Genomic DNA, 14,916 nt, shown 5'->3' on the forward strand with positions numbered 1-14,916 from the left:
ATTTTTGAGTGAAATAAGGCAAATTTTTATAGAATAGCAGCGCTATTCTATAAAAATTTAACGAAGTTGTAGCCGAAAATCATAATAAGGAAATCAATAATAAATTTTAAACTGGTTCTTAGTAGATAAAGTGTTACTTTTGCCCCGCAGACCGCCTTATCGTCGTTCCGATTGATCGGAAGGGAGGAAAGTCCGGACACCACAGAGAAGCATAGCGGGTAACACCCGTCGGCTCCGATTTATCGGAGTTAGGACAAGTGCAACAGAAAGTATGTACAGGTAATGCTGTAGTGAAACCAGGTAAACTCTATGCGGTGAAATACCAAGTATATCAGCATTTAAGGGCTTCTCGTCCGTTGTTGAAGGGTAGGTAGCTTGAGTTCCGCAGTAATGCGGAATCTAGATAAATGATAAGGCCCTGATTTATCGGGGACAGAATCCGGCTTATAGGTCTGCATTTTTTATATATTTGTGAAACTCTCTAATCTACCTTCATGAATATAACTACTCCAAAATCTTCAAAACAACCCCAAAAAAGCACTTTTAGGCTTATAGTTACGAATCTTACTTTTTGGGTTCTTATTGCCATTATTGCCGGAATTTTGCTCGGTCATTTTTCGCCCGCGAATGGTGTGAAAATGGAAATACTGGGAGCTAAGTTTATTGCATTGATCAAACTCTTTATTGGGCCGATTATATTTCTGACGATTGTTTTGGGAATTTCCGGAATGGGAAACCTGAAAAAAGTGGGCCGAATTGGAATTAAAGCACTAGGTTATTTTGAAGTGGTTTCGACCGTAGCTTTGGCCATTGGTGTGGCGGTAGCTTATTTTTTTAAACCCGGTAAAATCGACAAATCCAGTTTGACTTTGGGAGATGCCAGTCAATATACAACGAATGCTGCGGAGCATTTTTCCTGGCTACAGTTTTTCTTGTCCAATTTTACATTACAAGTATTATTGGCTGCTATCGTTTGTGGTATTGCATTGAATTTTTATAGAAAAAGAGAACAGACAATTCTGGTTTTAGAACGTTTTTCGAATGTGGTTTTTCTGGGATTAAAATATGTAATGTATCTCGCTCCCATTGGTGCTTTTGGAGGTATGGCTTACACTATTGGGAAGTTTGGTTTACAAACCCTCATTCCACTTGGGAAATTGATGTTGTGTGTGTATCTGACCATGGCCCTTTTTGTTTTTCTGATTTTGGGAAGTATTCTGAGATATTATAAAATCAGGATTCTTTCTGTTTTGAAATATATTAAGGAAGAACTTTTACTGGTGCTCGGGACTTCCTCTTCTGAGGCAGCTTTACCGAGTATTATGGTGAAACTGGAACAAATGGGATGCAGTAAATCAGTTGTGGGATTGGTGATTCCAACGGGTTATTCTTTTAATTTGGATGGAACTTCAATTTATTTGTCAATGTCGGTGATATTTCTGGCGCAGCTGTATGACGTACATTTGAGTTTTTTTGAGATTTTAAGTGTTATCGGAATTTTGATGATTACCTCAAAAGGTGCCGCCGGAGTAACCGGAAGCGGATTTATTGTGCTGGCTTCGACTTTAACGGCTTTGCATAAAATTCCGGTTGAAGGTTTGGCTTTTTTACTGGGAGTCGATAAGTTTATGAGTGAAGCCAGAGCGATTACCAATTTGATTGGGAATACAGTGGCAACAATTATCATTTCGAAAACAGAACGCGATTTTACAGAGCTGAATCTGGATCCTGTTTTATCTGAGTTATGAGTTATGAGTTATTAGTTATTAGTTGTGAGTTGTGGATTGTCAAATGTAAAATCCGTATCAATCCGCGTTTTCACATGGTGAATCCGTGCCATCCGCGTGTTATTTTTTTATCAGAAAGAGAAATGTTAAATGTGAGGTGTGAGATGTGAAACTTGGAACCTGAAACTTGAAACCTGAAACTTGAAACTTGAAACTTGAAACTTGAAACTTGTAATTTGAAACTTAGAATTTGTTAAATAGAATTTTTATGAAAAGAATTGGAATTTTAGGACTCGGTGGAGTAGGTGGTTATTTCGGCGGACTTTTGGCGAAAGCCTATTATAAATCTGATGAAGTCGAAGTGATTTTTATTGCTCGTGGCGCCACACAAAAAGCTATTGCTGATAGTGGATTGAAAATAGTAACCGATGAATCAGAAATGATTGTGCATCCAAAACTAGTTTCAAATAATCCCGAGGAAATTGGTGAACTGGATTATTTAATTTGCGCAACCAAAACGTATGACATTGAGGAAAGTTTACTTTCGCTTCAAAGCTGTATTGTGGCTAAAACGGTTATTCTTCCATTGTATAATGGAGTTGATGCTCCGGAACGCATTCAGAAAATATTCCCTCAGAACGACATACTGCAAGGCTGTGTCTATATCATTTCGATGATTACTTTGCCCGGAACCATCCGAAAAATGGGTTTTTATGAAAAGCTGTTTTTTGGTTCTAAGACGGTTTCTACTTCAAAATTAGAAGAATTACAACAAATTTTTCAGCAGGCCAGAATTGAAAGTTATTGGGTAGAAAATATTGAAGAAACGGTATGGGAGAAGTTTATTTTTATTTCAGCATTGGCTACAACAACTTCCTATCTAAATCAGAATATTGGTGAAATTCGGGACAATCCGGATACTATGTCGGTTTATGTGGGATTGGTGCATGAAATTGATGCGGTTGCCAAAGCGAAAGGATTGCAGCTGCCGGATGATATTGTAAATCAGACTGTACTTAAGTTAGAAAAATCACCACGCGAAGCTACATCATCGATGCATAGAGATCTACTGGCAGGTAAAAGTACCGAAGCCCTTTCACTTACTAAGTTTGTGTTGAAGGAAGGGAAAAAATATGGCGTAAAAACGCCATTGTACGAAAAAATTTCTAATGTATTGCTGCCTTAAATTTTGGGTTTGTTTCTAGTACAGGTTTAGGTACAAATGAGTTAAGGGATTTTTTTTTAATTATAAGAAAATACTTTCTTTTTTTTAAGTTTGATTTTGTTGTTTTTATCTTATTTTTGAAGCAATTAAGTTAAAAACCAAAATGAAAAAAAATTATCTGTTCTTATTTTTATCTGTTCTTGTTACCAATGTCATTCAGGCGCAAGATGAAGTACCGTCGGTAGAAAAAAATCAATTCAAAATAAATATGATCGCTCCGGGATTCGTTTATGAGCATGGCTTTACGGCTAATAACACCCTTTATTCAGAAATTAGCTTAGGGGTTGGTTACAGTTATAACAGTTTCTATAACGAGTCAAACGTTTATTTTTCCCCGTTAATCAGTGAGCAATTTCGTCATTATTACAATTTTAAAAAGAGAGCTAAAAAAGGAAAGAGTACAGCTCATAACTCGGCTAATTTTTTTGCTCTAAATGCCCAGTATAATTTTCGAACGGTTTCTACTAACGAGAGGTATAGAGAATATGCGCCATCAACAACCATTGCGGTACTTTGGGGATTGCAGCGAACTTACAAACGAAAATTCAATATGGAATTTAATCTGGGTCCCGGAATAAATATTGATCAATACGATACCGAATTTGTTCCGGTAGTTAATTTTACATTAGGTTGGGTTATTGGAAAATAAGCACAAAAAAATAGAAAAACCTTGGCTAAATCAAGGTTTTTCTATTTTAAATTCCAATCCAATATTTCGGGTACTCTCAATGCTGATTTTTGGATCGGAATTAAAATATTTTCTGAGTCTGCTAATAAAAACATCCATACTTCGCCCTGAGAAATAATCATCTTTTTTCCAGACCGACATTAAAATTTGATCCCTCTTTAATAACTGGTTATGATTCAGGTACAAATACTCAATAAGAGAAGCTTCCATTTCTGTAAGCTGCTGGACATGATTTTTGTTGTTTAGGGTTAGTCTTTCGTTATCAAAAATATAAGACCCAATTTCGATTATATTGTTTCCATCCAGACTTCTCTTTTGTTCGATTCTTTTTAGAATATTGTGCAAACGCAGAATGAGTTCGTCTACTTCAAAAGGTTTTATAATATAATCGTCTGCGCCTAGTTTTAACCCGATGATTTTGTCTTCTTTTAATTTTCGTGCAGTGAGAAAAATAAATGGAATCTCAGGGTTGATTGTAATTATTTTTTCGGCCAGTGAAAATCCGTCTAATTTTGGCATCATGACATCCAAAACACAAATATCAAAAGTCTGATTTGAAAAATAGTCTAAAGCTATTTCTCCATTTTCTGCCCAGATGACTTCGAATTGATGCAATTCTAAATATTGTTTTAAAATTGCGGCAAAATCAAAATCGTCCTCGGCTAAAAGTAATTTTTTCAAAATAAGGGAATTAAACTTTTAATAAAATAGTAAACTGAGTTCCTTTTCCAAGATCACTCACAACGCTAACAGTACCCTGATGCGCTTTTATAATCTGATCAACATAATACAATCCTAATCCTAAACCTTTTGTATTGTGAAGATTTCCTTGTTCTACGCGATAGAATTTTTCAAAAAGAAGCGATTGTTTGCTCTTTTCAATTCCGATTCCATCATCTTCAACGCTAATTGAAAATTGATTTTCGTTCAGATTTGTTTTTAGTGTAATAGAGTTGGAGCCATATTTTACCGCATTTTCCAGAACATTCAAAAGAGCAGTGGTCAAATAGAATTTATCCAGATGCAAGCTTGTTTTCTGCGTCTGAAAATTGGTTTTAATGTCGATTTTCGGATAGGTGATTTTAAAATCATTAACGATCGTCAATAGAAAATTTTCGGTTTCGATATTTTCTTTTTGCAATTCGATTCCGTTTTCGGCCAGCGAATTGGCCATCACCTGGTCAATCAAATTTTGTAAACGATTGTTCTGACGTGAAATGGTATTGACGATAGCATTAAAGTTCTCGTCATTATCCCGAATGTCTTTTCGCTCCAATATTTTGGTCGAAATGCCTAATGTCGTCAATGGGGTTTTAAGTTCGTGGGTAATATTATTGATGAAATCGGTTTTAACATCGTTGGCCTTCTTCTGTTTGATTAATGCTTTTATAGCAATAAAAAAAAGAGATATTAGGGTTGCTATAGAAAGTAAAGACAAAATGAGAACGAAAGTCATTCGTTTTAAAATGATCATTTCCCAGTCGATTACCGAAACGTACATCGAATCCTCAGTCAATAATTTGTAATTCTTATTTTCAAAAGTTCCGTTGGTAGTTCCAACATAATTCCGAACTAAAAAGGCATGATTTAAGGAGATCAGATTTCCGTATAGTTTGTTTTGGATAAAAGGTTTTTCAGAGAAAATAGTGTCTGCTTTTGCGTGGTTTGGGTACAGAACAAATTTATTCAGGACAATCGCAAAATCTATTTTTAACTCGGGTAAATCTCTTTTAAACTTGCTCTGAATTTTTTGTGTCAAAGCGTCGCTATATTCATTTTCCAGAATATACTTTTTGATCTCAAACTTGTTGTTTTTTCCCTGAATGTAATTTTCAGATAATTGCTGGTAAAGTGCTTCTTTTTTGGCGACTATTACCGAGTCTATGTCGCTATAATCATTAGAGATACCGGCAATTTTATTTTTAATTTCAGTGTGAAACTGCGCCACTTTATAATCGTAAGTTGTTTTTACCAAATAACATTGCACTGTTGATAAAACAATTAGAGCGATGACCGAAAATGCTATTAGTAAATTGATTCTTTGTTTCATGAGTTGTTTTGTTGGCACACTGATACGACAGATTAAACTGGTTTACGCGGGTTTGTTTTATTTAACCCTTTGTAATGGTTTTAATACATAGAAAAATAGTTTCGTTTGCCTAAAAAAAGACGTTTCACTTATTTAAAATACGCATCTTCTATGTGAAAGAAATTTATTTCTTTTTTGCCTCCTTTACGTCACCTAAAAGCTATGTATCTATGCGTTTTATAATTTTCTAATTTGCGTGATGAGAATTTATTTATTAAACCGGCGCAAATATGCTGGCTATTCTCAATCCAAAAATAATGCTTTTGTCAGACAATAATCACATTAACTCCGCATTAACCTTCAATTAACTTTCATAATTCTTTTTTAGAAGCATTTTTGCAGGACTATAAACTAAAATCAAACCTAAAATGAACATTAATTTGCTGGTAAAACTTTTTTTAATTCTCTTTTGGTTCTTATTTTCTTTAACGGGATATGCACAAAGCGAGATCCCAAAAGACAGTCTTTCAAATGCGTTAAATGAAGTTGTGATTGCTCAGAATAAAAAGACTTTTGCCAATACAAACGGAAATGTAAAAGTCGATGTTGCCAATTCTATTTATAACGTGATTCCCAATACAGTCGATTTACTGGCAAAGTTGCCAACTGTTCAAATCAGTTCAGATAGAGAAAGTATCTCTGTTGTAGGCAGAGGGAATCCTTTAATTTATATCGACAATCAAAAAGTGGGAATGAATGATTTGAATGCTTTGGCCGTAGCCGATATTAAAACGATCGAAATTATTCAGAACCCCTCTTCTAAATATGAGGCTGAAGGACGTTCTGTAATTTTGATTACAAGGAAATTTAGTAAAAAAGACAGTTTTAGAACTGAGATTACTGAGGTCGCTTCTTTTAAGAAAAAGTACAATAATTATTTTGGATTTAATACCAGTTTTAAAAAGAACAAACTGGAATGGAAGGCTAATTTTAATTACAATCAATTACAGCCCTGGGAAAATCACAGTATTGATTACCAAATTCCCAATGCCGAAATCGCGTCTAAATATGATGTGACCGCTTATTCCCAAAAAAGACAGTTCATTTTTGGAGGAAGTTTGTTTTATAAGATAAATGAAGATGATTATTTTTCGTTTAGTGTGAACAGTAAGCTTCAGAAAGATATTTTTCCTATTCATACCTTAACTTATAATAAGAATAAAGAGATAGAAAACAACGTGTTGACTTACAGTGATAATGATACCCGAAAGAATTTTGTAAACTCTTTTTTGAATTATAATAAAAAAATAAAAGCTATTGATGCACAGGTTTTTACTGGTTTACAGTGGTCTAATTTTGATCAGGCATTGTGGAGTAATGTTAAGAATAAGTATAACGAAACTCCATTTGAATGGGCACAGCTTCGCGATCAAAAATTCAAGGTGACTGTCTTTTCGGGTAGAATTGATGCTGAAAAGAAGTTTAAAAATGAGATGAAATTTGAAATGGGAGGATTGTATTCTTCTGCTAGTTCTAAATCAGATTTTGATGTGTTATACTATGAAAATGATGAAAGGGAATTTAGTCAATACGATTTTAAAGAGCAAAATTTGGCAGGTTACAGTCAGTTTTCAGGAAAAATTAAGAAAGTCGAATTTTCCGTTGGAGTAAGGGTTGAGAATACAAATGTGGACGGGAAATTTAAAGCAGATTTGACGCCTCTAATCCGTAAAAATTACACTAATTTTTTCCCTAAAGTGCAGCTTTCTTTTCCCATAGACAGCTTAAAGAGTATTAGTGTTAATTATGCCAAAAGTATCTCGAGACCTAATTATTCTTCTTTAAGTCAGGGAACAACCTATATTAATCCGTACTTTTTATATGCCAGAAATATTAATTTAGATCCCACGATTGTCAACGAAATCTCGTCTACTTTTCAATACCATGATAAATCGGTTAAGCTAACGTATTATCAAAATACAAATCCGGTTTATAATAGTTTTTTCTTTGATAAGGAACTCAATATCATGACTTTTAAGGATGTGAATTTTGAGAAAGAGTCCGCCTTGATTCTTGATTTTGAATTGCCTTTCACCTATAGATTTTGGACTACTACAAACTCATTGGTTTTTGTTTCAGAGAAAATTGAAGATTCTTCGGCCGTATTCAGGTCTTCAAAACCTTATTTTTATTATTACTCCAATAACGAATTTAGGCTTCCAGAAGATTATGTAGTAGCGGTTGGTTTCAGGACAATTGCAAAGCAGTACAAAGGAGTTTTTGAAAGAAATGCTAGAACGGTCGTAGATGTAGGGGTTTCTAAAACGTTCTTTAAAAATTGGAGCTGTGCCCTAAGTTTTAATAATGTGTTTAAAAGTATAACAGAAGCAGAAGTTTTTACCATTAACAATATCAGTTCGAAATCCAGATATTTGATTGATGAACATGAGATTTCAGTTTCTGTAAAGTATTCTTTTGGAAAAGTAAAGGAATCCGAATTCAAAGGAAAAAGGATGGAAGAGAATTCAGATCGTATAAGATAAAACAGCACTGTGAAATTGTCTTTCTGAGCGAAGTTTCAAACTTAAAATGTTCTGACTTCGCTCGATATGACAGTATGGGCAGAGCGAGGTTTACCCTTCGTCTTCTTCTGTTATTTTAGTAGAGGAATCGTCTGGCAATTCTTCGTCATCATCAGTGGAGTTCAATTCGAAGAAACTAAAGAAAGATCCTCCGTAACTTTTTTGAAAAGAAAAATTACTCAAATGATCCATTTTGGTGTATTTGGAATGCTCGATAATCATCATACCGTCTTCGTGAAGTAATTCTCTTTCGAAAACCGTTACCACAATTTTCTCGAATGCTGCCTGATCAAATCCATAAGGAGGATCGGCAAAAACAATGTCGTAGGAGGTTTTACAGTTTTCCAGAAATTTGTAAACGTCACTTTTAGTTGCCGCGATGTCAAAATCGTATTCTGACGAAACCTGCTTGATAAATTTTACGCATCCAAAATCACCGTCTACTGACGTAATTGGAGCACTTCCGCGGGAGGCGAATTCAAAACTGATGTTACCGGTTCCTGAAAACAAGTCCAAAACCTTTAAACTGTCAAAACTAAAATGATTGTTCAAAACATTAAACAATGCTTCTTTACTCATGTCGGTTGTTGGTCTTACAGGAAGGTTTTTTGGCGGAAAAATGCGGCGTCCTTTGTATTTCCCTGAAATAATTCTCATGATTGGAATAAGATATAATGTTTTTGATTTTCGGCTGTGGTGAAGCTATTTCTTTGCTGTAAGGTGCTTACATCCAAAAAGGATATATGACGAATGTATTTATATGCAATGGCATAAAATGCATCGTTTTGGTCGATTGTACCTAATAATTCAAGTGGAAAACTTTCAGGATTCAAACTTAATTGTTCGGCAGTAAAAAGCAAATAATAAATAAAGTCTTCAGGTGTTTGATATTCAAATGAATTGAACAATAATAGTTTTTGATTTTGGACTACAATCACTTCAAAATGACCGGGGTTGAAATTAACGACCATTTTTTTATCGTCATTGTTTCTTGAAGCGTCCAGAATTTTTTCGACTAAAATACTGTTGGCATGTTTGTAGTCAAAAGTGCCGAACTGATCGATGAAAAAATTGTTGATGTTAACATACGGTATATAAACCGCATTCATTTGGTATTTTGAAATCTGATCGTAAGCAAAAAAATCAGTTTCGAAAACTTTTGTATTGTATTGCAGGTAACTTCCAAGGTAGTTTTCATCAAACAAAGCCGTTGGAACAAAAGTAGAAAGATTGTTATTGTGAATCACTAAAACTTCGTCGTAAGTTTCCGTTAGTTCCGGGTGATTTCTAAAAGCATCTCCAAACAATTCTTCAATCTTGGTCGTTTTGTGAAACGTATCGAAATGAATTTCTTTTAAAGAAGTAACCGTATTATTTAAAGTGTCAAAACAACAAAATGACAATCCGGTCAGAGAAACCTGAATAGAAAGCTTTTTGTAATTTTTTGAAGTGATGTTAGTGTTTTGTAATGACATATTGATTTACAATTCGTTACCTGTTTTTCAAGAAGGAATTTTAGGCGACCACAAACTTACAAATTAAAAAGGAACAATAATAATTGCAATTTCAAAAAACAATTTCACATTCATTTTAATAGAAAGTTAAGAAAAGTTTTTTTTTGAAAAATAAATTTGGGGTTCTTTATAAATTCTGCCGGGGTAAAAATTTTAAATTGGCATTGCCATTTAAAAAGACGAACTTTGTATCTTAAATTTACCCTATGAATTCAGCATTGTTTTACGGCGTTTTGCAAAAAAAGTTTCCATTTGCACCAACTTATAAGCAGGATATTTTTTTTCAAAAAATCGCTATTTTTTTAACCGAACCGGCTAACGACACCATTTTTGTTTTGAAAGGATATGCAGGAACGGGAAAAACAACTGTGATTTCAACCATAGTGAACAATTTGGGGGATATTAATAAAAAGTTTGTCTTGCTGGCGCCAACGGGACGTGCAGCAAAGGTAATCGCCAGTTATTCAAATACACCCGCATTTACGATTCATAAAAAAATATATTTTCCGAAAAAATCTTCCGGTGGAGGTGTAGCTTTTACCAAACAGCTCAATAAACATAAAAACACCATTTTTATCGTCGACGAGGCCTCGATGATTTCTGATAATAATTCCGATTCAAAATTATACGATAACGGATCACTGTTGGATGATTTGATTACCTATGTCTATTCGGGAACCAATTGTAAAATGATTCTTTTAGGAGATACTGCGCAGCTTCCTCCTGTAAATATGGATATTAGCCCGGCTTTGGATACGCATACTTTAGGGATTCACTATGGTAAAGAAGTCGAACATATCGAGCTGGACGAGGTCATGCGTCAGGAAGAAAGTTCAGGAATTTTGTTCAATGCGACAGAACTAAGAGAATTGCTGAAGGAAAGTTTTATTACCGAATTTAGGTTCAATGTTAGAGGATTCAAAGACATTGTTCGATTGACGGACGGGTATGACATTCAGGATGCTATCAATATGGCTTACAGTAATTACAGTATTGAAGATACCGCTTTTATTGTTCGCTCGAATAAAAGAGCCAATCAGTATAACGAGCAAATCCGAACCAGAATTTTATTTAAAGAAAGTGAACTGTCGGCAGGAGATTTCTTGATGGTGGTTAAGAATAATTATTTCTGGCTGAAAGAAACAGATGAGGCAGGATTTATTGCCAATGGAGATATTATCGAAGTTCTAGAGCTTTTTGGAATCAAGGAATTGTACGGATTTAATTTTGCAAAGGTAAAAATCAGAATGGTCGATTATCCGGACCAAAAGCCTTTTGAAACGGTATTGATTTTAGATACCATAAAAAGTGAATCTCCATCCTTAACCTACGAAGAATCCAATCGTTTGTATGAGGAAGTAATGAAAGATTATGAAGGTGAAAGTACAAAATACAAGAAGTTTCAGAAAGTAAAAGAAAACGAATATTTTAACGGTTTACAGGTGAAATTCTCCTATGCAATTACCTGTCATAAATCGCAAGGTGGACAATGGAATACCGTTTTTATTGAGCAGCCGTATTTGCCAAACGGAATTGATCGCGATTACATCAGATGGCTGTACACGGCTATGACACGTGCTAAAAATAAGTTATATTTGATAGGGTTTAAAGACGAAAGTTTCGAGGAATAAAACACGAATTTCACTAATTGTCACGATTTTTTTAGATTTAGTATTGGTTAGATCTGTGAAATTCGTGTTAGAACCATTTACTATGACAACACTAAACGACTTACATTCGATTTCGTCTTCGTTTTCGAATACTGATAAAATGCCGGTTTTGTTTTTGGGACACGGGAGTCCGATGAATGCAATTGAAGAAAATCAGTTTGTAACCGGTTTTCGGGATCTCGCAAAAACATTGCCGCAGCCCAATGCTATTTTGTGTATTTCGGCTCACTGGTTTACCAATGGTACCAAAGTAACAGCGATGCAGATGCCCAGAACGATTCATGATTTCGGAGGATTTCCTCAAGCCCTTTTTGAGGTGCAGTATCCTGCAAAAGGAAGCCCGGAATTAGCCCACGAGACTAAAAAAATATTAGAACCCGTGTTGGTAGATTTAGACGAGCACTGGGGACTGGATCATGGTGCCTGGAGTGTAATCAAACACTTATATCCGGAAGCGAACGTTCCTGTGATTCAGTTGAGTATTGATTATACAAAGTCGGGACAATATCATTTTGAGTTGGCACAAAAACTACAATCCTTACGCCGCAAAGGAGTTTTAATTATTGGAAGCGGAAACATTGTTCATAATTTGCGATTGGTCGATTTCAGGAACTTTGATAAAGACAATTACGGTTACGATTGGGCAATTGAAGCGAGGGAAACCATCAACAGTCACTTATTAAACGATAATTTTCAGCCTTTGATTGACTTCGAAAAAATGAATAAAGCGACCCAATTGGCAATTCCTACTCCCGAGCATTATTTGCCATTATTATATACTTTAGGATTAAAAGAAAAGTCGGAAGAACTTAGTTTGTTTAATGATAAACTATTAGCAGGTTCTTTGAGCATGACATCGGTGAAAATAATGTAATGCGATTTTGTGAATCTCTGCGAAAGGGTTATTGCGCAGAGATACACAAAGATGCCACGGAGATTCGCTAAGATTATTTTCTCTTCTTCTAAGTTATATTGATCGAAATAACAGTCGGCGATACTCAAGTAATTTGTTGCTAGATATTATATAAAAAGGTTTCTCGCAGATTTAGGCAGATTAAATTTGGAAAAACCTATTACGCATTCTATGATGAAAAATCTGCTGGATCTGCAAAATCTGCGTGACAAAAATTACGCAACATGTAAAAAAAACTCCGTGAATCTCTGTGGCATCTTTGTGAATCTCTGCGAAATCCTAATTTAGGATTCTTTTTCTAAGTTATACGCATACAGATAACCGTCGGCACTTCCGAAGTAAACTGTATTATTACTAATGAATGGCGAAGAAACAATTGATCCCAGTTTGTACAATTCATCCATTGCTTTTTTATTGTTTTCATATACAGAAAGGTCTGTGTAGTGCGCAGCGTGAACAGAATCTAATAAATCATTTTTTAAGACAGAAGCAGCAAATTGCTTACGGTCCTCGGTGCTTATGGTTTTAGATTTCTTTCCGTTAGAAAGAAGGTCTAGACTAAAGAAATTGCCTGTAAAATCACCAAAATAAATAGTGCTTCCTGCAATGGCCGGAGAATTATAGATGTAACCATTCGTTTTGAATCGATATTTTTCTGCACCATTTCTGGCATCCAGAGCCAGTAGGGCATAAGTGTCTGAAGTTCCTACATAAACCGTATTATTCTGAATCACTGCAGTACTTAGAACCCAGGAATTTTCGGCATCGTATTTCCAAACCAATTTTCCGGTTTCGGCTTCAAGAGCAAAGAAGAACGGCTCTCTGGCTCCAAAAAAGACTTTTCCATCAGCAACAGCTACCGAAGATTGGATTCCTTTAAAACCTGGTTTTGTTCCGGTTGCAAAGCGCCAGATCTCCTTACCGGTTTCGATGTTTAAGGCGTATAGAACAGCATCCCAGCCGCCAACGTAAATTTTATTCTGATCGATTACCGGAGTTCCGTGTACAGGTCCGTTGGTTTTAAACTTCCATTTTAAACTTCCTGTTTTGGCATCCAGCGAATAAACATTTCCGTCACTGCTGCCGAATAACACCACTGCTTGTTTTTCTTTTTTGTAAACGACAGGGGAGGACAGATAAAAACTCCATAAATCTTCCATGTATTGAGTTTCCGGCTTCAGTCCAAATATGCCTTTTTCTCCAAACCAATGTTCTCCACCGGTTTTAAATTTCCAGATTAATTTTCCGTTTTGAGTGTTTACCGCGTAATAGTTTCCATCAAAACTTCCAAAGAAAACAGTATTTTCAAAGAGGCCGGGAGTACTGTGGATGGCTCCGTTAGTTTTGAATTTCCACTTTGTTTTGCCTGAGTTTTCTTCAACAGCGTAAAGAAAACCATCTTCGCTGCCAATATAAACAATACCGTTTTTTGTAACCGGAGAGGAGAAAATTTTACCGTCGGTTTTGAATTTCCATTTCAGGCTGGAAGTAGGCTGATACCCTTGTCCGCTGAAAATGCGATCTGTAAAAGCATTGTTTATAGTAGATTTTTTTTGGCAGAAGGCCGAGGGAATAAAAGTTAAGTTTAATAAAAGCAAGGGCAAAATCAGGTGTTTTTTCATAGTGGTTTTTTCTGATAAATATAATGCATTTTTTAAGGGGCTGTTCTTCAGATTTGTAAATTACGACAAAGAATATTTTTTTTAAACTTATTAGTTTTGAATAGTTACATTTGTTTAGAAGTTTATAAAAGAAAAATAAAATGAAGATTATAGCTGTAATTCCGGCGCGATATGCATCAACACGTTTTCCTGCCAAACTAATGCAGGATTTAGGAGGGAAAACCGTGATTTTAAGAACGTATGAGGCAACCGTCGCTACAAAATTATTTGACGATGTATTTGTGGTGACTGATTCCGATTTAATTTATAATGAAATTGTAAATCAGGGTGGAAAAGCTATTAGGAGTATTAAAGAACATGAATCGGGAAGTGATCGAATTGCAGAAGCGGTTGCGGGTCTTGATGTTGATATTGTGGTAAATGTGCAGGGAGATGAACCTTTTACTGAAGCCGGACCTTTAGAGCAGGTTTTGTCTGTGTTTAAAGACGACAGAGAACGCAAAATAGATCTGGCATCTTTAATGCGTGAGATTACCGATGAAACTGAAATTAACAATCCGAATAATGTAAAAGTGGTGGTCGATCAGTCGCAGTTTGCGTTGTATTTTTCGAGATCGGTAATTCCGTATCCAAGAGATAAAGACGTTGGGGTACGTTACTTTCAGCACATTGGAATTTATGCTTTTAGAAAACAGGCTTTATTGGATTTTTACAGTCTGCCGATGAAATCTTTAGAAGCTTCCGAGAAATTAGAGCAATTACGTTATTTAGAATTCGGGAAACGTATAAAAATGGTAGAAACCACCCATGTCGGAATCGGAATTGATACTGCCGAGGATTTAGAAAAAGCAAGAGCTATTTTAAAGGATATTTGATCGGAGCAGGTTAAGTGGGAAGTTTGTGAAATGTAAAATGTGAGATGTGGAACCTGAAACCTGAAACTTCA

General features: G+C 35.3%; 12 protein-coding genes and 1 other RNA gene. 8 read left to right on the plus strand and 5 right to left on the minus strand.

Translation table 11 applies throughout. From position 1 onward, the window contains the following. Positions 1-143: 143 nt before the first annotated feature. The 4 genes from rnpB (at position 144) to JO950_RS12750 (ending at position 3,601) form a co-directional block, all read left to right on the plus strand. Positions 144-463, plus strand: an RNA gene (gene rnpB, locus JO950_RS12735) — RNase P RNA component class A. Between the two features lie 31 nt (positions 464-494). Next, positions 495-1,748, plus strand: a complete 1,254-nt coding sequence (locus JO950_RS12740) for a cation:dicarboxylate symporter family transporter (RefSeq protein ID WP_237732350.1) — start codon at positions 495-497, stop codon at positions 1,746-1,748. A gap of 247 nt (positions 1,749-1,995) precedes the next feature. Beyond that, the gene (locus JO950_RS12745) at positions 1,996-2,913 is read left to right on the plus strand and encodes a ketopantoate reductase family protein (RefSeq protein ID WP_202702990.1); all 918 of its coding nucleotides are present in this window, start codon (positions 1,996-1,998) and stop codon (positions 2,911-2,913) included. Between the two features lie 142 nt (positions 2,914-3,055). Next, positions 3,056-3,601: a DUF3575 domain-containing protein gene (locus JO950_RS12750; RefSeq protein ID WP_202702991.1), complete on the plus strand. Its 546-nt coding sequence runs from the start codon at positions 3,056-3,058 to the stop codon at positions 3,599-3,601. Between the two features lie 30 nt (positions 3,602-3,631). Here the strand turns inward: JO950_RS12750 and JO950_RS12755 are convergent, their stop codons facing one another. Both JO950_RS12755 and JO950_RS12760 read right to left on the minus strand, forming a co-directional pair. Further along, positions 3,632-4,321 carry a response regulator transcription factor gene (locus tag JO950_RS12755; protein WP_202702992.1) on the minus strand — a complete coding sequence of 230 codons (690 nt, stop codon included), beginning with the start codon at positions 4,319-4,321 and terminating at the stop codon, positions 3,632-3,634. Positions 4,322-4,331: 10 nt separating this feature from the next. Then, on the minus strand, positions 4,332-5,690 hold the full coding sequence (locus JO950_RS12760) for a sensor histidine kinase KdpD (protein WP_202702993.1): 1,359 nt from the start codon (positions 5,688-5,690) through the stop codon (positions 4,332-4,334). Positions 5,691-6,097: 407 nt separating this feature from the next. On the opposite strand from JO950_RS12760, the gene JO950_RS12765 reads away from it, so the two are divergent. After that, entirely contained in the window at positions 6,098-8,212 is a 2,115-nt protein-coding gene (locus tag JO950_RS12765; RefSeq protein ID WP_202702994.1) for an outer membrane beta-barrel family protein, read from the plus strand. A gap of 90 nt (positions 8,213-8,302) precedes the next feature. Here JO950_RS12765 and JO950_RS12770 read toward each other — a convergent pair whose 3' ends face one another. Then, entirely contained in the window at positions 8,303-8,908 is a 606-nt protein-coding gene (locus JO950_RS12770) for an RsmD family RNA methyltransferase (protein ID WP_017496661.1), read from the minus strand. Continuing rightward, positions 8,905-9,726 carry a DUF3822 family protein gene (locus tag JO950_RS12775; protein WP_202702995.1) on the minus strand — a complete coding sequence of 274 codons (822 nt, stop codon included), beginning with the start codon at positions 9,724-9,726 and terminating at the stop codon, positions 8,905-8,907. The genes JO950_RS12770 and JO950_RS12775 overlap by 4 nt, the downstream gene beginning before the upstream one ends. Before the next feature lie 245 nt (positions 9,727-9,971). On the opposite strand from JO950_RS12775, the gene JO950_RS12780 reads away from it, so the two are divergent. Together JO950_RS12780 and ygiD are read left to right on the plus strand one after the other, a co-directional pair. Continuing rightward, positions 9,972-11,396 carry an ATP-dependent RecD-like DNA helicase gene (locus tag JO950_RS12780; protein WP_017496659.1) on the plus strand — a complete coding sequence of 475 codons (1,425 nt, stop codon included), beginning with the start codon at positions 9,972-9,974 and terminating at the stop codon, positions 11,394-11,396. Between the two features lie 82 nt (positions 11,397-11,478). Beyond that, on the plus strand, positions 11,479-12,309 hold the full coding sequence (ygiD, locus tag JO950_RS12785) for a 4,5-DOPA dioxygenase extradiol (protein WP_202702996.1): 831 nt from the start codon (positions 11,479-11,481) through the stop codon (positions 12,307-12,309). A 323-nt stretch (positions 12,310-12,632) separates the two neighbouring features. On the opposite strand, the gene JO950_RS12790 is transcribed toward ygiD, so the two are convergent. Then, complete coding sequence (locus JO950_RS12790) at positions 12,633-13,970, minus strand: PQQ-binding-like beta-propeller repeat protein (RefSeq protein ID WP_202702997.1); 1,338 nt, start codon at positions 13,968-13,970, stop codon at positions 12,633-12,635. A gap of 140 nt (positions 13,971-14,110) precedes the next feature. On the opposite strand from JO950_RS12790, the gene kdsB reads away from it, so the two are divergent. Then, positions 14,111-14,845: a 3-deoxy-manno-octulosonate cytidylyltransferase gene (kdsB, locus tag JO950_RS12795; protein ID WP_202702998.1), complete on the plus strand. Its 735-nt coding sequence runs from the start codon at positions 14,111-14,113 to the stop codon at positions 14,843-14,845. Positions 14,846-14,916: the final 71 nt, after the last annotated feature.

This window comes from Flavobacterium sp. UGB4466 (assembly GCF_903469665.1).
Taxonomy (GTDB): domain Bacteria; phylum Bacteroidota; class Bacteroidia; order Flavobacteriales; family Flavobacteriaceae; genus Flavobacterium; species Flavobacterium lipolyticum.

Bases quoted from the DNA above. Each gene is read 5' to 3' on its own strand.
- JO950_RS12770 (WP_017496661.1), bottom strand. From the start codon at position 8,908: ATGAGAATTATTTCAGGGAAATACAAAGGACGCCGCATTTTTCCGCCA.
- JO950_RS12775 (WP_202702995.1), bottom strand. From the start codon at position 9,726: ATGTCATTACAAAACACTAACATCACTTCAAAAAATTACAAAAAGCTT.
- JO950_RS12745 (WP_202702990.1), top strand. From the start codon at position 1,996: ATGAAAAGAATTGGAATTTTAGGACTCGGTGGAGTAGGTGGTTATTTC.
- JO950_RS12740 (WP_237732350.1), top strand. From the start codon at position 495: ATGAATATAACTACTCCAAAATCTTCAAAACAACCCCAAAAAAGCACT.
- JO950_RS12760 (WP_202702993.1), bottom strand. From the start codon at position 5,690: ATGAAACAAAGAATCAATTTACTAATAGCATTTTCGGTCATCGCTCTA.
- kdsB (WP_202702998.1), top strand. From the start codon at position 14,111: ATGAAGATTATAGCTGTAATTCCGGCGCGATATGCATCAACACGTTTT.
- JO950_RS12750 (WP_202702991.1), top strand. From the start codon at position 3,056: ATGAAAAAAAATTATCTGTTCTTATTTTTATCTGTTCTTGTTACCAAT.
- ygiD (WP_202702996.1), top strand. From the start codon at position 11,479: ATGACAACACTAAACGACTTACATTCGATTTCGTCTTCGTTTTCGAAT.
- JO950_RS12765 (WP_202702994.1), top strand. From the start codon at position 6,098: ATGAACATTAATTTGCTGGTAAAACTTTTTTTAATTCTCTTTTGGTTC.
- JO950_RS12780 (WP_017496659.1), top strand. From the start codon at position 9,972: ATGAATTCAGCATTGTTTTACGGCGTTTTGCAAAAAAAGTTTCCATTT.
- JO950_RS12790 (WP_202702997.1), bottom strand. From the start codon at position 13,970: ATGAAAAAACACCTGATTTTGCCCTTGCTTTTATTAAACTTAACTTTT.